Source organism: Corallococcus praedator, from assembly GCF_003612125.1.
Classification (GTDB): Bacteria; Myxococcota; Myxococcia; order Myxococcales; family Myxococcaceae; genus Corallococcus; species Corallococcus praedator.
The window spans coordinates 1-19,293 of the sequence record NZ_RAWI01000162.1; the positions used below are offsets into that span (position 1 = coordinate 1).

Genomic DNA, 19,293 nt, shown 5'->3' on the forward strand with positions numbered 1-19,293 from the left:
GTCTGGCGCCGGTGGGGCGTGGGGGCGGCGCTCGCGCTGGTGCTGGTGGCGGTGGGCGTCGTCACCGCCTGGCGGCGCGAGCAGGTGGTGTCAGCGGAGCCGGGCTGGGTCCTGCCGTGGGTCGCGTTTCCGCTGTTCACGGTGGTGAACCTGGCGCTGGGGGGACTGGAGAGTCCGCTCATCCTGTTGGTGGTGCCGGTGAGCTTCGCCACGGCGATCCTCTTCCCGCGCGCTCGCGCCCGCCGGTGGGTGGGCTACCTGCTGGGGCTCCTGGGCGTGCAGGCGACGGTGACGTTGACGGGGGCGGTGGCGGACCTGGTGCCCGCGCTCTTCGGCGGCGGACCGCGCGCGGGCCACACCGACGCGCTCCTGTTGATGATGCTCACGGTGACGGTGCTCCTCGTCGTGTGGGCGAACTTCATCGGTACGACGCTGCGGCGCACGTTCCGGGGCATGGTGGGCACGGCGCTGGACGCACGCGACGACGCGCTGAAGGAGCACGAGGAACGCGTGCGCTCCCTGACCCTGCTGTCGGGGGAGATCGCCCATGAGCTGAAGAACCCGCTCGCGAGCGTGAAGGGGCTGGCGGCGATGATCGCGCGAGAGGTGGAGGGCCGGCCCGCGGAGCGGCTGGCGGTGCTGCGCCGGGAGGTGGACCGGATGCAGGAGATCCTCGAAGGATTCCTCAACTTCTCCCGTCCGCTGCTGCCCCTCAACGAGGCGCACGTGCCGTTGGAAGGCCTGTGCCAGCAGGTGGCGCAGCTGCACGAGGGCATGGCGGGCGAACGCGGCGTGGGGCTGCGCGTCGTGGAAGGGCCGCCGGTGGAGGTCTGGTGTGACGCGCGCAAGGTGCGGCAGGTGCTGATCGACGTGGTGCAGAACGCGCTGGAGGCCGCTCCCCGAGGCACGCTGGTGGAACTCCAGGCCCAGACGACGCCGGGGGGCGGAGGCCAGGTGGAGGTGCGGGACCGGGGACCGGGACTGGCGCCCGAGGTGCGCGAGCGCGTGTTCGAACCCGGCATCACCACGAAGCCCCAGGGTTCGGGCCTGGGGCTCGCCCTGTCACGGGCGCTGATGCGCCAGCACGGTGGAGAGCTGAGCCTGCGCGAGCGCGAAGGCGGCGGCTGCGTAGCGGAGCTGCGCCTCCCGCCCGCGCCCCAGCAGAAGACAGCACCGAGGGAAGCTCTCACGAAGGAGGCGCGGCCATGAAGGCGCGCGTGCTGGTGGTGGATGACGACGCGGGCGTTCGCTACACGCTGCGCGGCCTCCTGGAAGACGACGGGCTGAGCGTCGAGGAGGCGGTGGACGGTGAGGCCGCGCTCGCGCGACTGGACGCGGAGCCTCCCGTGGACCTGGTGCTCAGCGACCTGCGCATGCCGCGCGTGGATGGGATGGAGCTCCTGCGCCGGGTGCAGGCCCGTTCGCCCGCCCCGCGCGTCATCCTCATCACCGCGCACGGTTCGGAACGCCATGCCGTGGAGGCCATGAAGCTGGGCGCGCTGGACTACTTCCGCAAACCCTTCGACGTGGACGACGTGCTGGCCGTGGTGCGCCGCGCGCTGGGCCGGGTACGGCTGGAGGCGGAGAACGAGCGCCTGTCCAGCGAGGTGAACCTGCTGCGCTCGCTGGTCTTCGTGTCGCCCGCGATGGCGCGGCTGGCCCTGTTGCTCCAGCGCGTGGGGCCGCGCGACGTCACCGTGCTCATCACCGGGGAGAGCGGCACCGGCAAGGAGCGCGTCGCCGAGGCCCTGGTGCGCGCCTCCCCCCGCGCGGACAAACCCTACGTGCGCTTCAACTGCGCCGCGCTCACGCCGGAGCTGGCCGAAGCGGAGCTGTTCGGCCATGCGAGGGGCGCCTTCACCGGCGCCGTGCGCCCTCGGAAGGGCCTCTTCCGCGAGGCCGACGGCGGCACCCTGCTGCTCGACGAGGTGGGGGAGCTGGCCCTGCCCCTCCAGGCCAAGCTGCTGCGCGTCCTCCAGGAGGGCGAGGTGCGCCCCGTGGGAGAGGACCGCGCCCTTCCCGTGGACGTCCGCGTCCTCGCCGCCACCCACCGCGACCTGCCCCAGCGCGTCGCCGAGGGCCACTTCCGCGAGGACCTGTACTACCGCCTCAAGGTCGTGACGCTCCAGGTGCCCGCGCTGCGAAGCCGCCCGGAGGACATCGCCGCCCTGGCGAAGCACTTCCTCGCCCGCCACACCGAGCGCTTCCGGATGCCCCCCGTGCCCCTGACGCCCGCGCTCCTGGAGCGCCTCACGGCCTACCGCTGGCCCGGCAACGTGCGCGAGTTGGAGAACGTCCTGGAGAGCGCCGTGGTGCTGTCCCCCGACGGGACATTGGATCCGGAGCTGCTGCCCGGAGGCCCGGGCGCTCCCGCCACGCCTGGCCCCACGGGCGCCACCCTGCGGGAACGGATGGACACGCACGAGCGGGAGCTCATCCTCGCGGCGCTCGCGACGGCCCAGGGCCAGCGCACGGAGGCCGCGCGGGCGCTGGGCATCGGCCGGGCCACGCTGCACGACAAGCTGCGCAAGCACGGACTGCTGGGTGACGAGGAGGAGCCGGAGCGCTGAGGCGCGGCGGCAATGACAGACATGAGGGCCCGAAGCCCCCGCCGTCAGTCGTTGTTCGCGCCGGGCTTCACGCCTCCGTTGAAGGCGCCATACGGCTGGAACGACCAGAGCGCCGCGCCCGGCTGCTGGAGCGTGGCCACCTGGGCGGAGTAGAGGCGTAGAGCTCCGGCGTTTCCCATGGGTCGCTGCCCACGGCCACCCGATAGCCATTCGGATGGAACGGGTTGTCCCAGGGCCTGCGCGGCACCGGCGCCGGTCGCGTACAGCGGAGTGTCGGGTTTGGCGACCGCCGCCGTGGTGACGACGAGCGCCGCGAACAGTATCAACCGATGCATGGAACCCCCTGTTGACAAAACGGGTAAAAATGGATTTCCATTTTTAATATGAACATGAAAAATCCAGTACTCGGTGTGTTGGCCCTGGTCTCCGTGGCGTGTGGCGGTGAGATGTCCGTGGGCGACGAAGCGGTCCCGGACGCGGTGGGCTCCACCGGGCAGGCGGCCTTCTCCGGGGTGAACGGGACGGTGTGCGAGGAGAGTCCCTACAACTGCAAGCTGCGCCCCTCCGGCGGCAACCGCGTCCTCACCAACGACCCGGACGACGACGACTCCTGGGAGCTCTACACGGGCGTGCCCATCCGCGACGGCAACGGCACGGTGGTGGGCACCTCCACCCGGACGAGCTCCACGTTCAACCACGGCCAGACGCGCACCTTCGCCGGGGAGCTGCACGCCTTCGCGGTGTCGACGTCGAATTCGAGCGCGGGCTGGATGCCCATGTCGGCCATCAAGGGCCGCACGTCCTTTGAAGCCAAGGTCGGGCATGTCTCCGCGCTGGGCTCGGGGCTCGCGAAGATGGCGTGCTACGCCGTGCGCAACTCGCACGACACGACGCTGGAGTTCAAGAAGGTGGTCTATGACTCCGACGCGGTCCACGAGCGCGCGGGGGACTACCTGCCGCTCGTGCGGGCCAATGGCCTGCGCTCGGCGAACCTCACCTTCAACGTGCCGGGCTTCGGCCTGGGCGGCGTCGCGGTGGACCACTTCCCCGCGGGCACGAAGTTCCAGCGGCTGGACGTGCCCACCAACTCGGGCGCGCCGTCCATCGACATCCCGCTCTGGGTCCAGGACAGCGCGGGCCGCTACCGCCAGCAATCCGGGACGATGAAGTTCATCTACGGCTACGTCATCGCCGCGACCGGTACGCCTCGCAACGGCTGGATGGCGTACGACGCGCTCCAGGTCAGCTCCGGCTGCCCCTGAAGCTCAGCCCTCCGGGGCCAGGACGAGCCGTGCCAGCGCGTCCCGCAGCCGCGCTGGCATGGCCACGGCCTTGCGCGTAGCGCGGTCCACGAAGACATGCACGAAGTACCCGTGGGCCGCGGCCTGCGCGTCGTCCTCCTTGAAGAGGGCGATGCCGTAGGTGACGGAGCGGTTGCCCAGCTTCTCCACGCGCAGCCCGGCGCGCAGGCGGTCGGGGTACGCGAGCGGCGAGCGGTAGCTGCACTTCGATTCCACGACCAGCCCGATGATGGCGCCCGCGTGGATGTCCAGGCCCCCTTCGTGGATGAGGTAGTGGTTCGCGACGGTGTCGAAGTAGCTGTAGTACGTGACGTTGTTGATGTGCCCGTACAAGTCATTGTCCATCCACCGCGTGGTGATGGGCAGGAAGTAGCGGTAGCGGTCGGCGGTCTCGGCGTCGGACACGGGGTGGCCTCGGGCTTCGGTTACCAGTAGCGCAGCGCCTGGTGGAACAGCTCCGTGAGGACGGGCCGGGTCATCTCCCGGGGCGCGTTCTGGAGCAGGCGCTGCTGCGGGAAGGCGCCCTCCGTGAGCGCGTCCACGTCCGCCCCGGTGTAGCCCACCCCGCTCAACCCGTTGGGCATGCCCACGGCGCGCATGACGTGAACCAGGCGGCCCGCGAGCACCTCGCCCGCGTCCGCTGGCGTGGCGTCGCGCAGGTCCGCGCCCAGGTGGCCCGCAGCCTCCAGGTGGCGTTCGGGGCTCGCGGTGGCCGTGTAGCGGAACACGGCCGGGGCGTTGACGATGACGGCCATGCCGTGGGGCACCAGGGGCTCGTCGTCCGGATAGCCCGTGGGATGGAAGTCGCGCACCTTCCCGGCCACGGCGTAGGCCATGCCGTGCGGCGCATGCACGCCCGCGTTGCCGAACGCGATGCCCGCGAGCGTGGAGGCCCACATCAATTGCTCACGGGCCTCGTGGTCGTTCGCGTCCTTCACGCCGCGCTCCAGGTACAGGCCCATGAGCCGCAGGGCCTCGCGGCAGCCCAGGTCGCTCCACGGGTTGGCGCCCTGGCTCATGGGCCGCAGGCTCGGCCGTACCGGGGCGGGACGGCGTGTGTAGGGCCGCGCCGTATAGGACTCCAGCGCATGCGACAGCACGTCCAGCCCGCTGGCCGCGACGACTTCGCCGGGAAGGGTCGCGGTGCAGTCCGGGTCGATGAGCGCCTCGGTGGGCCGCAGCGCCGGGGAGGCAATGCCAGTCTTCGCCCCCATCGACAGCAGGTCGAAGATGGTGATGCCCGTCACCTCGCTGCCCGTCCCCGACGTGGTGGGACACGCGAGGTGGGGCTTGAGCGGACCGGGCACCGGCCGTCCCTCCCCCACCGGCGCGTTGACGTAGGCGAGGAAGTCCGCCGGATGCGTGGCATAGAGGTTCGCGGCCTTGCAGGTGTCGATGACCGAGCCACCGCCCAGGGAGACATAACCATCCGGCTTCGCCTCCGACGCGAACCGCGCCGCGTCCAGGAAGGACTGGTCGGTGGGCTCGACGTGCACGTCCGTGCACACGGCCACGTCCAGCCCCGCGGCGCGCAGGGACTGGAGCACCGTGTCGAAGTGCTTGAGCCGCGCCACGCGCGCGTCGGAGAACAACGCCACGCGCTTCATCCCGAGCGCCCGCGCCCTGTCTCCCACCTCGGACAGACAGCCCCGTCCGAAGGTGATGCGGGAGGTGTCCACGGTGAAGGCGCTGTCGCAGCCTTCGATGACGGGGGGGTAGTGGCAGCAGCCCATGCGCGTTCCTCCGGACCGTTACCGCCCCAATCTACAGGCGGGAACGGCGCCGGAGGGAAACGTGTGCGCGGGCTGTCAGGGCCGCTCGGGACGCCTGCGGCACCGCGTCAACGCAAGGCGGCGAGAAGATCGCCCCTGTCGGGCGTATCTGCGGATGAACGAAAACCCCGCACCGCCTTCCATTGGCGGAGCGCCCCTGCTCCCAGGTCCTACACCATGGCACGTCCCAAGAGTCCCCTCGTCTGGATCCTCATCGTGGTTGGAGGCGCCAGCGCGCTGTGCTGCACCGGCACGCTGGGGCTGATGGTCCTGGGCCTCGTCTCCGGGAGCGACACCGGCGGGCCGGGGGCCCTGGCGGGGGTGGTCGCCAGCCCCGCGGACAGGGCCCGGGCGGGGAAGCAGGGCGAGCCCGGCGGCTTCGCGTTCGACCCGCCCCAGGGTTGGAAGACCCAGGCGGATGGCCGGTTCATCCTCGAATGGGTCGACCGTGGCGACACGCTCGGGGTGGAGGCGCTCCGGCTTGCGAGCGTGCCCGGGCTCGAGGACGGCGAGGGCAAGCTCACGCGGCTGTGGCAGGAGCGCGTGGGCGCGGACTGGGCCGGCGTCCCGCCGAATCCGCCAGTCATGCGGCGCTTTGTTGCCAACGGAGCGCGCGCCTTCTTCACCGCGGCAGAGGTGCGCCACAAGGCCAACGGCCGGTCCTTCCGAGTGACCTTGATGCTGGTGGAGGCGGACACCCGCTTCGAATCGCTGGTGTTCATCCAGAGCTTCAGCACGCCGGGAGGAATTGGTGAGGCCATGTCCGCCTCGTTCTCCTGGAATACCTCTCATCCCAAGGTGGAGGACGCGCTGAAGGGCGTGCGAGGAAGTCCTGTCGGCCTGCCGCTCGCGGATGATGCCGAGGTGGTGGGCGACTTCACCTACGGCACCAACAGCGTGGCCCAATGGGTCAATGCCTATGGAGGCACCCGGATGACGTCGGTCTCCTACACCGTCCAATACATCCTAGAAGCAGACCACACATTCCAATACAAGTACGCCGGGGCTTCAGGACAGGTGGGGGCGCTGCAGTTTGGTTCGGACAATGACCAGGGCACCTGGAGCGTGAAGCATGACGTCCTCACGCTCACCGGAGCGCAGCGGACGCGCCGCTACCTCATCGTCGGGGCCGGGCACTCTCCGGAGGGAAAACGCACCCTCATCCTCATGCCCGAGCACCCGGGCTGGTCCCTCACCCCGGGGGGACTCAGCCAGAACGCCGAGCTGTACGTGGCGAATCCGTAGCGGCCTGCGCCGCGGCCCCCGCGGGCGTCTATACTCTCACGTCGGGAGGGACAGACGATGCCAGCCATCAGGGGAGCCGAGTGCGAGCGGTGGATCCAGCAGTTCGCCGTCGAGAAAGGCGTCGGGGTCGCCGCCCTGCCTGACAGCGGCATCCAGGAGGCGCTCAAGCTCGCGGGCTTCACGGCGTCCCTCTTCGCCATCCGGGTGGCGAAACAGAACGTGCTCGCGAACAGGGTCGCGGTGGCCAGGCCTCCCGAGGCGCGTCCACAGGAGGCCCAGCCGCCACGAGACGTGGTTCGGTTGGACCTCGCCCCTGTCGCGCGTGTCCATCCCCTGGGCCTCTCCTCCTCCCTGTCTCCCGGGATTCGCAGCGCGCTCTGGGGACTGTCCAACCTGCGGGATGCCGCGAAGATGCCGCGAGCCTTGTTCTTTGAACGGGCCGCGCTGGGCATCGACGATTTCGCAGCCTACGCGCGCGCGAGGTACGGAGAGCTGGGTCCCAGCATGGAGTTCGACCTGGCCCAACTCACCAAGGCCTACGGCGCGGCGGTGCGGGGTGACTTCAGACAACTGCTCATCGATCCCAACGTGGTATCGCGGACGCACCTGAAGCCCTTCTACGCCTTCGCGCTGGGGCATCAAAAGAAGTTGAGCGGCTGCACGCCCTTCCAGGTCCGCCAGGCCTATGGAAACACGCTTCCGGCGAAGACCTATTACCGCGCGCTCAAGCTTTCGGCGGGGTTGGCCGAGAAATTCCAGCGTGAGATTGGCATGACCTGCCGCGCGTTCCGCAGCCTCCCAGACTACGCGAACCTCGAGCAACGCATCATGAGGAACGATCCCACGGTCCTGGACACGCGCGAACTGGCGGATGCGCCGCTCGCCACCGTGCTCAAGTATCACATCCGTCCCTTCTCCCGCGCGTCGGCGATGCGGGCCTGGAGCACGCTGAAGGACAAGCAGCCCTATCTGGAAAAGGCAGCGGAAGCGCTCAAGGTCTCCGTGAAGGACCCCAAACAAAAAGTGAACATCACCCGTCAGGCGTCCTCGGACTACGACGCCGCGCGCAGACAAGACCTGGCGCGATTGAAGGACGGGGACGCCTTCCTGTCCGTCTCCGAAGACATGCGGGTGGCCTTGTCGGTGGCCGCGGACCCAGACATGGCGGGCAAGCTGAAGGTGGGCGAGGCCATCTACCTCTTCGCGTTGAAGCTCTTCCCACTCGATGTCCTGGATCCCGCCGACTACCTGGGCACAGGGGAGAGTCCCTCGCACGTCACCTTCGGGGGAGGCATGCCCGAACCCTATACAGCTCACATTGAAGGAATCGTGGTGGGCCACATCCATCACTTCGAAATCATGAAGTTCGAAAAGCTGGATCCCGCCGCCTGCACGAAGTTCAAGATGGAGCTCGCCTGGAAATCAGAGGCGCCTTCCTCCGGGGGCTCGTCCCTCGCCTTGTCCAAGCATTGACACCCGCAGGCGGGGCATTCGTGGGCCTATGCGCCCGAGCTTCCGCCTCCGTCGCCTGCCTTCCGGGGACTCCGAGGGCCCCCAGCGTGAGCAGGGGGCCCCTTGGCGCCACCCGGGACAGCGGCCGGTGCCGACGGCCTTGCTCCCCGCCGACGGCGCCGACGCTTCGCCGGAGCGCCCGCGGCCGGTCCCCCAAGCTCGCGGAGGATCCGCCGATGGAGCCCGCCCTCCAGCCGCAACTCCTGCATGAGCGCATGCACCTGCCGGCCCCCCTGAGGCTGGCGCAGCGCTTCACCCAGCCGTTCGGCGACGTCGATCCGCAGCGCCACGCCCCCCAGCACCTCGTAGCCAAACGCTCGCGCATCCCGGCCCTCCAGCGCCGCGACCTCCAGCACCGGCTCACCCGGAACGCCCGGCGGTGACGGGCGCTGATGCAACAACGCCATCAGCATGCAGCGCCGCTCCAGCGCATGCGGGGTGAGCGCCTCCGCGACGTAGAGGAAGCGCTGTCCCTCGCGGACGCCCAGCGTCCTGAAGCGCTCCCGGGCCTCTTCGTCCAGCAGCCGCCACTGCTCGCGCGCCTCCGCCTGGGAAATCACCCCCAGCCCTTCCGCCAGACGGTAGGCCAGCCCCCGCGCGGCCCCGGAGCGGTCCGCACCCGCGAAGGACTCGGCGGGAAAGCCTCCCATGGCCTCGGTGACCAAATCCCGCGCCAGCGCCACCAGCCGGCGCTCCAACTGCCGCCGCGCACCGCCGGTCCACACCTCCGACTCCACGAGCGCGACCTGCGGTGAGCGCCGGTCCTTGCCGCGAACCAGTCGGGCCAGCGGCTCCCCTTCGAAGGAGATGATGCCCGACGCGTCCACCTGGAAGGCGTCATGGGTCGCGTCCACCACGCGCTGGACGAACTGCTCCTCCGTCAGCGCGGCGCCGTCGGTGCCCGCGACCTCTCCCAGCAGGAGCCCCAGCTTGGCGAAGGGGCTGTCCGAACCGGCCGCCGGCTGCGCGGTGTTCCGCACGAAGCGGCGGGCGCTCCTGCGCGCGGCCCGCTGGACGAAGCGCTCCACCAGCCGCTCATGCAGGGCATCCCCCAGCGCGTCCTCGATGCGGCGGGTGCGCTCCTGCCACGCTTCCGCCTCGTGCAACCACCCCGGACGGTGGCTGATGTACGTCCAGATGCGGATGGCCGCCAGCCGGTCCATCAAGGTGTGGATGTCTCCCGACACATCATCGAGCGGAGACACCTGGCGCGACAGCCAGCCCGACTCCAGCTTCCCGTCCCCGGCGGTGAGCTGGAGGAAGGTCTCCCGCAGCAAGGAGACATGCAGCCCGAAGAGGCCCTTGCGGAAGTCCGGCACCTGGCAGACCTGCCACAACAATTCCACCCGGGCCCGGTCGGTGGCGACGTCCCGGATGGCGGGGACGCTGGAGAGGTGTCGGAGCGCGTCGAAGTCATCCGCGCGCTCCACCCGGACAAAGGCATTGTGTCGCGGCGCCTGCGACAGGGAATCCAGCAGTGACTCCGGGCTGGAGAAATCCAGGGAGGCATTGCGCCAGATGAGGCTGCGCACCGCCGGGAAGCGGTGGGATTCAATGGCGGAGACCACGCGCGGAGACAGCTCCGGCAGCGTGTTGAGCGTCGCGAAGCTGCCGTCGTTCAGGTGGCGCCCCGCGCGGCCGGCGATCTGCGCCAGCTCATCCGAGAAGAGCTCCCGGGGCTCGGTGCCGTCGAACTTGGAGAGCGCGGCGAAGGCCACGTGGTTGAGGTCCAGGTTCAACCCCATGCCAATGGCATCCGTGGCCACCAGGTACTGCACCTCCCCGGCCTGATACATCGCCACCTGGGCATTGCGCGTCCGGGGCGAGAGCGCGCCCAGCACCACCGCGACCCCGCCCCGCAGGCGGCGCAGCGCCTCCGCGAGTTCGTACACGCGGTCCGCGGAGAACGCGACCACGGCCGAGCGCGGGGGCAGGCTCTTCAGCGAGCGATGCCCGGCGTAGCGAAGCTGGGACAGGCGGGTGGCGCGCTTCAGCGAAGCCTGCGGGATGAGCGACTGGACCATCGGGCGCATCGTCTCCGCGCCCAGGAACCAGGTCTCCTTCAGCCCCCGCGCGTGGAGCAGGCGGTCGGTGAAGACGTGCCCGCGCTCACGGTGCGCGGCGAGTTGGATCTCATCCACGGCGAGGAAGTCGACCGGTCGGTCGGTCGGCATCGCCTCGACCGTGCAGATCCAATAGTCGGGGCGGGCGGGGACGCGCTTCTCCTCCCCGGTCATCAGGGCGACCCGCCCATCGCCCACCCGGGCGGTCACCCGGTCGTAGACCTCCCGGGCAAGCAGACGCAGGGGCAGCCCGATGATGCCCGTCTCGTGTTCGAGCATGCGCTCGATGGCGCGGTGGGTCTTCCCGGTGTTCGTGGGCCCCAGCTCCGCCACGACGACGGACGAGCGGTGGGATGGGCTGGAGTTCATGGGCGAAGACTAACCCCGACCCGGCCCCTCCGCCCTGCGACGACCGCGCCTTGCGACAGGCCGCGCTCAGGCCGCCACGCTGCCTCGGGCCCCGTCCCAGTCCTCCACCTCGTAGAGGAACTTCGTCCCGCCCCGGAGCTTCCGGTTGGCGGACGTGCTCTGGACGAAGACGACGTACTTCTCCAGGCTCGCGGGGCGGATGCGCACCGTCTCGCCCGGCGGCAGACCGAGCATCTCCCGGGCCCGCTCACCGCTGTAGAGGTCGCCCGTCTTGCGGTCCATCAGCACCACTTCCTTGCGGCCCTGGATGGTCTCCGTCTTGGTGAACTCGTAGAAGCCGCGCCCCGTCTTGAAGCCCAGGCCGTTCTCCGTCACGAACTCCTTGATGGCGCAGTCCCCCTCCACCTCCAGCACCTGGAAGCGCCCCGACGGCACCGCGCGCAGGTCCGCCTCGCCGAAGAGCGTGGACGTGGCCCGCTTGAGCATCGTGTTGAACATGCTGTTCAAACCACGGCTCATGCGGCCTTCGCGGGACACCTCCGCTTCGTACGCCTGGAGCTGCGCGTCCGACGACTGCTTGTAGCAGACAGCCAGCACCATGTCGGTGACGTGCGCGAACTGATCCAGGCTCAGGTGGAAGCCGCCCGACTTCTCCGCCAGCGTCTTGTAGAACGGCGTCGCGTGGCGCCGGTTCAGGGCCTGCACGCCATAGACAGGCACGCCCATCTTGCCCAGCGCGTCCACTTCCTTGCGCCAGTCCAGCTTCTGGGGATTGTCATGGGGCGCGTGCGGGACGTCATCCCCGATGAGCACGAACACCTTCGTGTAGCCCTTGGTCCACGACAGGCTTTGCGCCTCGCGCAGCACCAATTCATAGCACTCGGGCGCGTCACCGCCGCCCGTCTGCTCCACCTTCTCCACGAAGCGGGTGATGGCCTTCGCGTCATCCGTGAGGTCCAGCGCCTTCGTCACGTAGGTGGAGCGTGCGTCACAGTAGTCCCCGTGCGCGATGATGCCGATGCGGATGCCCGGAATCTCCTTCGTGAGCCGAGCCACCGCGCCCTCCAGCTTCTTGCGCACCTGCGCGAGGCACGGATACATGCTGCCGGTGGTGTCAAAGCTGAAGACGACCTCGACGCGGTTATCAATCACAGACGTGCTCATGAGCCGTAACCCCCTCGTTCGTTCCTTGCGGCGACGAAGAGAACAGTACGTGAGGGGTCTGACATCGAAGGACCCGCTCCAGGGGGTGGCGCCCCCCCGACGGCGGCGGGTCCGAGCGGACCACCAGCACTCCCAGGACCGGGACAAAAGGGGGGCTATTGGCCTGACGTGAATGGCAGCGCTATCCTGGTGAGGCAGCACAACCCTTCAAAACCAGGAGAAGCACATGCGAGCGACAATCATTGCCGGGCTGATGGCGGTTGGATTCCTGGCCGGCTGTGGCGGGGTCGAGGCGCCGGAGGAGATGAGCCCGGAAGAGGTGAACCGCGTCGTGGAGATGGCGACGCCCGGTCCCTGCACCGACGCCTGCGATGCGAAGTACTACCAGTGCTATTACGGCGGCGGCGACCCGTACTACTGCTCATCCTACCGCGCGTACTGCATCTCGCAGTGTCCGTGACGGCACGCCGTCCGCGCGGTCCCTGACGCCGGGCCACGCCGGCTTCGTCCCTTCAGATGGCGGGGCCAAAGCCGGTGGGCGCGGCGGATGCCGAAAGGGCGCACCGACATCGGGCCCTAGGACCGACGCGCATCAACGCGAGGGATAGCTGTCCTGGTTCTGCTGCCGCTGCTGCTCCCGCTGGCGCAAACCCTCTTCATACTTCGCATTGCCCTCCGCCTTGTCGGCACGCATCTTCGCCATGGCGCCAGGCGTCTCACGCACGACGATGGGCGCGAGCTCGGTCAGCCCCGCGAGCAGGACCGGGAAGGGCACCGCCTCCGAGTTCACCAGGATGGCCCAGTCGTCCGTCACCGACGAGCGTTCCGCCTCGAACGCGAGCGCGTCGTGCGCCCACGAGTCGGGCAGTTTCACCTTCGCGCTATCGGGGGCAATGCCCGACGCGCCGCAGGGCGTGACGAAGACGCTCAGCCGATGCATCTGCCGGTGGTGGGATCGGGGCCAGTGATTGTACGTGATGCGACATCCGTCGACCACGCGCAGCTGGGCCTGCACCGAAGCAAGCGCTTCCAGGTCGCCGACGTCGGTCTTGCCCGAAGCACTCCTGAGCAGTTTGAACGACACGAAGATGCCGCCCCCCATCGCGACCACCATCACGATGAGCATGACGATGATCCTCGACCCACCCGACTTCGACGCCGCTTGCGTTTGCATGGAGCGCCATCCTAGCAGTGCGCGCCGACGCCGGACCGGCCAGGAGCCGGCTCGCGGCACGTGAGGCCGGGAAACGAGCCCCATGTGCCTTCGGGAGGCACGGGCGTGCGCCGGGTGGGGCCCGGCTCAGCGCACGGCGGTGGCGCGTGCTTCCGGGAGGAGCTCCGCCTCCAGGACCTCGGCGGCACGAGTGGCCCCGCCCTCCTCGCGCAGCTCCTTGCGGATGACCGAGAGCCGGGCCGCGACCTGGGGGTCCTCCGTGAGCTGGAGCAACGCCGAACGCAGCGCTTCGGGCGTGGCGCGCTCCGTGTCGATGCGTTGGGCCACGCCGAGCGCGACGAGCTGGTCGGCGTTGGCGAACTGGTCCGTGTCCTGCGGCACGGCGATCATCGGCAACCCGCAGTACAGGCCCTCCTGCGCGCCGCCCATCCCCGCGTGGGTGATGAACGCGTCGGCCTGTTCGAGCACGGCCAGTTGTGGCACCCAGGGGTGCACCTCCACGTTGTCTGGAATCGCCCCGAGGTCGCCCGGCGCCACGTGTTTGCCAATCTGGAGCACCACGTGCCAGCCGGGGAGCCTACCGAAGGCGGCAAGGCAGGCCCGGTAGAACGCGGGCTGCCGGGTGAAGGCCGAACCCAGTGACACCAGCAGCACCTTGCGTGCTCCCGGAGGGCGCTGCCAGGAGCCCTGCCCTGAGCGGTCACCGAAGCAGGGCCCCACGAAGGTGAAGCGCTGGCGGTCCACCTGGTCCGCGTGGGGCTGCAACGCGCGTGGAATGAGCACCAGGCCGCGCTGCGGCCGGCCGACGAAGCGCAGGGAGTCGGGATCGGCCACGCCACACCCGGCGAGCCAGTCGGAGTAGCGCCGGTGGTGCGCCACGGCGCGCGGGTCGGTTCGCAGCCATTCGACCATCGCGGCCATGTCCTGTTCGTAGCCCTCCCAGGCCACGAAGGTGGGCGAGAGCTGCACGGCGGGCAGGCCCCAGTTCTCCGCGAGGATCCGCGCCGGTGCGCAGGCGATGTCGTAGAGGAAGAGCTCCGGCCGGTCGTGCTCGTAGGCCGCGCGCAGCTGCGGAAGCATGGACATGGCGTCGTCCAGGAACATGTCCAGCTGCGCCACCGTGTCCTCGGGCCAGCCCTGCACCGGAACCCCAGGGCGCGGGAGGGTGGAGCGGTAGGGAATCAGCTCGGCGCCCGTGCCGGCGATGACCTCCGCGAAGGACGCGTCGTTGGCGTACGTCACCCGGTGGCCCCGGGAGACCAGCTCCCGGATGAGCTCCAGGCTCGGGTTCACGTGGCCATGGGCGGGAATGCTGACCATGGCGATGTGGGCGCGACGGGGCATGGGCTCTCTCCTGGAAGCGATGACGAGACGATACGTCTCGTTTCTAAAATGCATCCCGCCCTGGCACCTGTCAAGACGAGACGGTCCGTCTTGTGTGCTGGTAGGGTGGCATCCCATGGGAGAAGTGAAGACACCGGAACCGTCGCGCCGCAGTGAGCGCTCGCATCAGGCCATCCTCACCGCCGCCGTCGAGCTCGTGGGCGAGGTGGGGTACGCGCGCCTGACCATCGAGGCCATCGCGGCGCGGGCGGGGGTGGGCAAGCAGACCATCTACCGCTGGTGGCCCTCCAAGGGGGCGGTGGTGCTGGATGCCTTCGTGTCGCTCAGCGGCGGAAACGAGCCCGCGGCGCTGCCGGACACCGGGGACCTGGAGGCCGACCTGAAGATGGTGCTGCGCGCCACGGTGGAGGAGCTCACGGATCCGCGCTTCGAACTGCCATCGCGGGCGCTCACCGCCGAGTCCCAGTCGGACCCGGCGCTGTCCCAGCAGTTCGTGGAGGCGGTGCTGCGGCCGCACCTGACGGCGATCCAGGAGCGCCTGCGCGCGGCGCAGCGGGCCGGCCAGGTCGCGAAGGGCGTGGACCTGAGCGTCGCCGTGGAGCTGATTGTCGGACCGCTCTTCCACCGGTGGCTGCTGCGCACCGCGCCCCTCACGAAGGCGTATGCGGACACCGTGGCGGAACTGGCCGTCGCGGCCCTGCGGCCCGCCTCACGGAAACCCAGGGGCTGAATCCGTTGACAGCCCCTTCGTGACGGGTGACCCGAGGCTCATTTCCTTCCGGACGATGCGGCTCCGGCCGACCAGCCATCCGGCGTGTCGTGGTCCGGGTGCTGATACGAAATCGGTGGGGGTCGGCCGGCGGAGGCGACGGTCGCCTCGGTGCTCCGGCGTGGCAGGTCGCGAACCCCATCCACCCAGGGCAGTTGGGCCTCCACGCCCGTCGCGGCGACCGGCGTCGCCTCCGAGGGCGCATCCAGGCTGCCCACCGTCAGCTCGATGCCGCCGTCCTCCAGGTCCGCGAAGGCGAGCGGAGTTCCGCAGGCCGAACAGAACCAGCGCTCCGCACCGTCGGAGCTGCGAAAGCGAGACGGTGTGCCACGCGTCCAGGTCACCGCGGGACCGTCCACCGCCGCCAGCACGGCGTAGGGCCCGCCAACGGCCTTCTGGCACATGCGGCAGTGACAGACCGTGATGTAGGGCTTCGCGCTGACTTTGTAGCGCACAGCGCCGCACTGGCACCCGCCAGTCCATCCGTGCCAGCCCGCATCCGCGGAGGGGTTCGTCATGTCTCGGTTATCGCGCCTCGTGCGGCCGACTCGCAAGCGCGGCCCGGATCCGGTTTCGGTGGTATCCCCCTTCACCACCAGACATTTTCCCAGGGACCCATGAAGCCTCTCAACGCCACGGCGCTCGTCCTCCTGACCTTGCTGGAAACCGCCTGCGCGAGCGCCCTGCCCGGCCCCTCCTCGGCGAACACCGCGAAGCCTCTCACCTACAAGACATACACGCTGGGGGCGGAGAGGCCCGAGGCGTTGCTCGTGGCACTGCACGCCTCCGGGTCCACGCCCGAATCCTGGGACGAGCAGGTCCAATCCCTGGGCATCCCCGTGCGGGTGGTGCTGCCCCGGGGTTCGAGGCCCCGTCGCGAGGGCTTCACGTGGTTCCCGGTGGAGCACGAGCAGCAGGACGGGCCCCGGAAGACCGCGGACGTGGAGCGAGTGGCCCTCCAGCTCGCGGACCTCATTCGAGAAGCCCGCCGCGAGCATCCTGAAATCCGCCGCGTCGCCGTGACGGGCTTCTCCTACGGCGGAGACCTCGCGTGGATGCTCGTCGTGCGCCACCCGGAGCTGGTGGACGTGGCGGTGCCCATGGGCACGCGGCTGCTGGGAACGCCCGCGAAGTCCCTTCCGCCGGGCCATCAGGTGCTCGTGCTCCAGGGCGAGGACGACCCCATCATCCCCGTGCAGCAGACGCTCGCGCGCGTCGCGGACCTGAAGGCGGTGGGTGTTCCCATCGACGTGCGGACCTACGCGGGCGTCGGCCATGATGTCTCGCTCCAGCTCGTGGAGGACTGGCGCGCATTCCTGCGGCAGGCTTTGCAGTCGTCTGGCAGCTCCCCGAACTGACAGGCCATGCGCCAGGAGAAAGCGTCGCTCTTCGATCCGAAGCCCTATATCGGGCTGCGCAACTGACGCGACAGTCTGCCTTTCCACCGGAGACTACCGTGGGCGTGCCACCACCGACGTGTAGGGGCGCGGGGTGTCGGGAAGGTTGCCGTAGAGGTCCTGGTGGCGTCGCTCCCGCCACCAGTACTCCTCGTACTTCTCAGGCTGCTTGTGCTCGTAGATGGCGACAACGCCAAGAAGTGCGCAGGGCGAATTGGCCATGAAGTCCCAGCCGTCCTTCTCGGCGCAATAGACCTCCAGCTTCTTGTTGAACCAGACCTGAAAGCCCTTCTGCTCCAGGATGCTCAAGGCGGTATCGTAGACGTTGGTGTACTCGCTCAGTGCAGGCATGGCGTGCATCCCTCTGGAAGTTGTGCCCGACGGTACGGCGGCAAGGCGGCCAACGTGAGCTGCTCGTCACCGAGAGGCGTCAGGAAGGTGTTCGAGAACCTGCTTCGCACGCGCTCTTGGCGAACCTTCGACCTCGAGCACCTCCACTTCGAGGGCGTAAGCGTCATCGAGGAGGAGTTCCTTCAGCTTCTCGTCGACAGCCAGGCGCTGCGCATCGTCGTCCGAGGCGGAGAGCGCAATCCGGTCCGGCCGCTCGATCCCGACCAGGACGATCAGATCGAGCTTCTGGAGGGCGCTGCGTACACGTGGGAGCCACACGTCGAGGTCGAACGCGTCATGGTCCTCGTGAGCCAACAGATATCCAATGAAGTCCACCGGACACCGGTCGAACAACACGTCGCGAGGGCCCTCGTCCAGGTTGGCGATGGACCGTGCGAGCTGCTCTTCGAAATCCTCCACCGACGGAGTTTCTGTGAACGCGTACCCTTCTTCTTCCATCTGGTGGTACGGCTCATCCACCGTCACATAGGTGGGGAGGAGGTCGGCCAGCTCGTCAATGAGGGTGGACTTCCCCACGCGATGGGTGCCGGATACAGCGATTCGCATACATGGGCGATCTAGCAGTTGGACCGCTGCGGCGTCAGCGTGCGGCTGCTGAAAGTGCGCACCGACGTGGCCTATTGGGGCGCAAGGAGCGTGACTTGATTGGTATGGTTTTCTCCACCCTCATGCGCCCTCTCCACATCACCACGCCCCTGCTCCCGCACGACGCGCTCTCGGCCGCGCTCGGCAAGACCGTGCTCCTCAAGCTGGAAAGCCTGCAGCCTTCCGGATCCTTCAAGCTGCGCGGCATCGGAAGGCTTTGCCAGCGGGCGGTGGAGACCGGCACGCGACAGTTCATCTGTCCCTCCGGTGGCAATGCCGGCTTCGCCGCGGCGGTTGCCGGGCGTGCCCTGGGCATCCCCACCACCATCCTGGTCCCCCATTCGACACCGGAGTCGGTGCGTCGGCAGATTGCCGCACTCGGCGCGGTGGTGGTGGTGCACGGCGCCGTCTGGGACGAGACCAACGAGGAGGCCCTGCGCCGCTGTGGCACCGGGGAAGCCACATACGTGCCGCCGTTCGACCACCCGGACATCTGGGACGGCAATGCCACGCTTATCGACGAGGCGGTGGCCCAGACCGAGGATGGCTTCGACGTGGTGGTCTGCGCGGTAGGAGGCGGCGGACTCATGTGCGGAGTGCTGGAGGGGCTGCACCGCAACAAGCTGGCGCATGTGCCGGTCATCGCCGTGGAGACCGAGGGTGCCGCTTCACTTCACGCCTCGGTGAACGCCGGCAAGCTCGTCACCCTGCCGGCCATTACCTCCATCGCCACCACGCTTGGCGCCAAGCGCGTGGCGCCCGCGGCCTTCGAATGGACGCGCCGCCACCCGGTCCACAGCGTGACGGTGAGCGATGCGCAGGCGCTCGATGCGTGCCTGCAGTTCGCCGATGACCTGCGCATCCTCGTCGAACCCGCTTGTGGCGCCGCGCTCGCGGTTGCGTACCAGGGGTCCGAGGTACTGGCCCCCTATCGCCGGCCCCTCCTCGTGGTTTGCGGCGGGATTGCCGTGGACCTGGCGAAGCTCGTGGCGTGGCGCGAGGAGCAAGCCTCCCGCCGGGCAATTGCCAGGGACCTACCGGCGGGCCCCTGAACGGCCTGACATGACGAAGCGCGGACAAAGAAAAAGCCTGGCAACCCTTGCTGGCTTGCCAGGCTTCTTCACTGTGGAGGCGGAGGGAATCGAACCCTCGTCCGAAAGCCGTCTGCTCTTTGACCCTACGTGCGTAGTCCGCGATTTTTTACGTCACCTGGACTCCCACGGACGGGATTCCCGATGCCGGTCCTGGAAAGATCTCGTCACCTCGGGCCCAGGCTCCCTCGGTGACCAGTCCGCATTATGACGGCCCATCCCCACCCCACGGACCGAGAGCAGGGGGACCGCGCACTAAAGACTGCTAATTAGGCAGCCAGCGCGAGCTCAACGTTGTCGTTGGCTTTTGTGTTGTTGTCGGCAGTTTAACGAGGTCCCAACAAGCTCGGCACGCGTCTCGAACTTCAATGCCCCCGTCGAAGCCAGGTCGCCCCCAGATTCGCCGTACTGCATGCGGCCACGACTTCTCCGCACCCGACTTACATTAACCGCTGAACGCCCCCCGTCAATCCTCCTGCATCGTCAGGGGGTCGCTCAGCCAACATCCTGCCCCTCCCCCCCGGGC

General features: G+C 69.0%; 19 protein-coding genes and 1 other RNA gene. 9 read left to right on the forward strand and 11 right to left on the reverse strand.

Translation table 11 applies throughout. The features are described from left to right. Nucleotides 1–1,209: sensor histidine kinase (locus D7Y13_RS21030; RefSeq protein WP_147452474.1), on the forward strand; the 1,209-nt coding region annotated here is incomplete at its 5' end. Further along, entirely contained in the window at nt 1,206–2,570 is a 1,365-nt protein-coding gene (locus D7Y13_RS21035; protein WP_120534903.1) for a sigma-54-dependent transcriptional regulator, read from the forward strand. The genes D7Y13_RS21030 and D7Y13_RS21035, both read left to right, overlap by 4 nt. A gap of 44 nt (nt 2,571–2,614) precedes the next feature. Here the strand turns inward: D7Y13_RS21035 and D7Y13_RS45280 are convergent, their stop codons facing one another. Continuing rightward, nucleotides 2,615–2,905: a hypothetical protein gene (locus tag D7Y13_RS45280; RefSeq protein WP_147444378.1), complete on the reverse strand. Its 291-nt coding sequence runs from the start codon at nt 2,903–2,905 to the stop codon at nt 2,615–2,617. 48 nt (nt 2,906–2,953) lie between these two features. Between D7Y13_RS45280 and D7Y13_RS21040 the strand changes: the two genes are divergently transcribed. Further along, on the forward strand, nt 2,954–3,832 hold the full coding sequence (locus D7Y13_RS21040; protein WP_370450786.1) for a hypothetical protein: 879 nt from the start codon (nt 2,954–2,956) through the stop codon (nt 3,830–3,832). A 3-nt stretch (nt 3,833–3,835) separates the two neighbouring features. Here D7Y13_RS21040 and D7Y13_RS21045 read toward each other — a convergent pair whose 3' ends face one another. Both D7Y13_RS21045 and D7Y13_RS21050 read right to left on the reverse strand, forming a co-directional pair. Further along, nucleotides 3,836–4,276 carry an acyl-CoA thioesterase gene (locus D7Y13_RS21045; protein WP_199732842.1) on the reverse strand — a complete coding sequence of 147 codons (441 nt, stop codon included), beginning with the start codon at nt 4,274–4,276 and terminating at the stop codon, nt 3,836–3,838. 20 nt (nt 4,277–4,296) lie between these two features. After that, nucleotides 4,297–5,604: a hydroxyacid-oxoacid transhydrogenase gene (locus D7Y13_RS21050; protein WP_120584560.1), complete on the reverse strand. Its 1,308-nt coding sequence runs from the start codon at nt 5,602–5,604 to the stop codon at nt 4,297–4,299. Nucleotides 5,605–5,820: 216 nt separating this feature from the next. On the opposite strand from D7Y13_RS21050, the gene D7Y13_RS21055 reads away from it, so the two are divergent. Together D7Y13_RS21055 and D7Y13_RS21060 are read left to right on the forward strand one after the other, a co-directional pair. Then, nucleotides 5,821–6,888, forward strand: a complete 1,068-nt coding sequence (locus D7Y13_RS21055; RefSeq protein WP_120534905.1) for a hypothetical protein — start codon at nt 5,821–5,823, stop codon at nt 6,886–6,888. 57 nt (nt 6,889–6,945) lie between these two features. After that, nucleotides 6,946–8,361 (forward strand): hypothetical protein, encoded by a 1,416-nt coding sequence (locus D7Y13_RS21060; protein WP_120584561.1) that lies wholly within the window; start codon nt 6,946–6,948, stop codon nt 8,359–8,361. 26 nt (nt 8,362–8,387) lie between these two features. On the opposite strand, the gene D7Y13_RS21065 is transcribed toward D7Y13_RS21060, so the two are convergent. Together D7Y13_RS21065 and D7Y13_RS21070 are read right to left on the reverse strand one after the other, a co-directional pair. After that, nucleotides 8,388–10,832: a helicase-related protein gene (locus D7Y13_RS21065; protein WP_120630755.1), complete on the reverse strand. Its 2,445-nt coding sequence runs from the start codon at nt 10,830–10,832 to the stop codon at nt 8,388–8,390. Between the two features lie 66 nt (nt 10,833–10,898). Next, complete coding sequence (locus D7Y13_RS21070; protein ID WP_120584563.1) at nt 10,899–11,996, reverse strand: vWA domain-containing protein; 1,098 nt, start codon at nt 11,994–11,996, stop codon at nt 10,899–10,901. Nucleotides 11,997–12,222: 226 nt separating this feature from the next. Between D7Y13_RS21070 and D7Y13_RS21075 the strand changes: the two genes are divergently transcribed. Then, the gene (locus D7Y13_RS21075) at nt 12,223–12,456 is read left to right on the forward strand and encodes a hypothetical protein (RefSeq protein WP_120534909.1); all 234 of its coding nucleotides are present in this window, start codon (nt 12,223–12,225) and stop codon (nt 12,454–12,456) included. A gap of 132 nt (nt 12,457–12,588) precedes the next feature. Here D7Y13_RS21075 and D7Y13_RS21080 read toward each other — a convergent pair whose 3' ends face one another. Further along, nucleotides 12,589–13,122: a hypothetical protein gene (locus D7Y13_RS21080; RefSeq protein WP_147444379.1), complete on the reverse strand. Its 534-nt coding sequence runs from the start codon at nt 13,120–13,122 to the stop codon at nt 12,589–12,591. Between the two features lie 174 nt (nt 13,123–13,296). Continuing rightward, the gene (locus D7Y13_RS21085) at nt 13,297–14,568 is read right to left on the reverse strand and encodes a macrolide family glycosyltransferase (protein ID WP_370451699.1); all 1,272 of its coding nucleotides are present in this window, start codon (nt 14,566–14,568) and stop codon (nt 13,297–13,299) included. Between the two features lie 61 nt (nt 14,569–14,629). On the opposite strand from D7Y13_RS21085, the gene D7Y13_RS21090 reads away from it, so the two are divergent. Beyond that, the gene (locus tag D7Y13_RS21090; RefSeq protein ID WP_120534912.1) at nt 14,630–15,244 is read left to right on the forward strand and encodes a TetR/AcrR family transcriptional regulator; all 615 of its coding nucleotides are present in this window, start codon (nt 14,630–14,632) and stop codon (nt 15,242–15,244) included. 38 nt (nt 15,245–15,282) lie between these two features. On the opposite strand, the gene D7Y13_RS21095 is transcribed toward D7Y13_RS21090, so the two are convergent. Continuing rightward, nucleotides 15,283–15,801: a GFA family protein gene (locus tag D7Y13_RS21095; protein ID WP_120584567.1), complete on the reverse strand. Its 519-nt coding sequence runs from the start codon at nt 15,799–15,801 to the stop codon at nt 15,283–15,285. Between the two features lie 99 nt (nt 15,802–15,900). Between D7Y13_RS21095 and D7Y13_RS21100 the strand changes: the two genes are divergently transcribed. After that, nucleotides 15,901–16,641, forward strand: a complete 741-nt coding sequence (locus D7Y13_RS21100; protein WP_120584568.1) for an alpha/beta hydrolase — start codon at nt 15,901–15,903, stop codon at nt 16,639–16,641. 93 nt (nt 16,642–16,734) lie between these two features. Here the strand turns inward: D7Y13_RS21100 and D7Y13_RS21105 are convergent, their stop codons facing one another. Both D7Y13_RS21105 and D7Y13_RS21110 read right to left on the reverse strand, forming a co-directional pair. Continuing rightward, nucleotides 16,735–17,031: a hypothetical protein gene (locus D7Y13_RS21105; RefSeq protein WP_120534915.1), complete on the reverse strand. Its 297-nt coding sequence runs from the start codon at nt 17,029–17,031 to the stop codon at nt 16,735–16,737. 66 nt (nt 17,032–17,097) lie between these two features. Beyond that, entirely contained in the window at nt 17,098–17,637 is a 540-nt protein-coding gene (locus D7Y13_RS21110; RefSeq protein ID WP_120584569.1) for an AAA family ATPase, read from the reverse strand. 104 nt (nt 17,638–17,741) lie between these two features. Here D7Y13_RS21110 and D7Y13_RS21115 point away from each other — a divergent pair, with 104 nt between their 5' ends. After that, nucleotides 17,742–18,728: a pyridoxal-phosphate dependent enzyme gene (locus D7Y13_RS21115; RefSeq protein ID WP_120584570.1), complete on the forward strand. Its 987-nt coding sequence runs from the start codon at nt 17,742–17,744 to the stop codon at nt 18,726–18,728. A 71-nt stretch (nt 18,729–18,799) separates the two neighbouring features. On the opposite strand, the gene ssrA is transcribed toward D7Y13_RS21115, so the two are convergent. Continuing rightward, nucleotides 18,800–19,163, reverse strand: a transfer-messenger RNA (tmRNA) gene (gene ssrA, locus D7Y13_RS21120). Between the last annotated feature and the right edge of the window lie 130 nt (nt 19,164–19,293).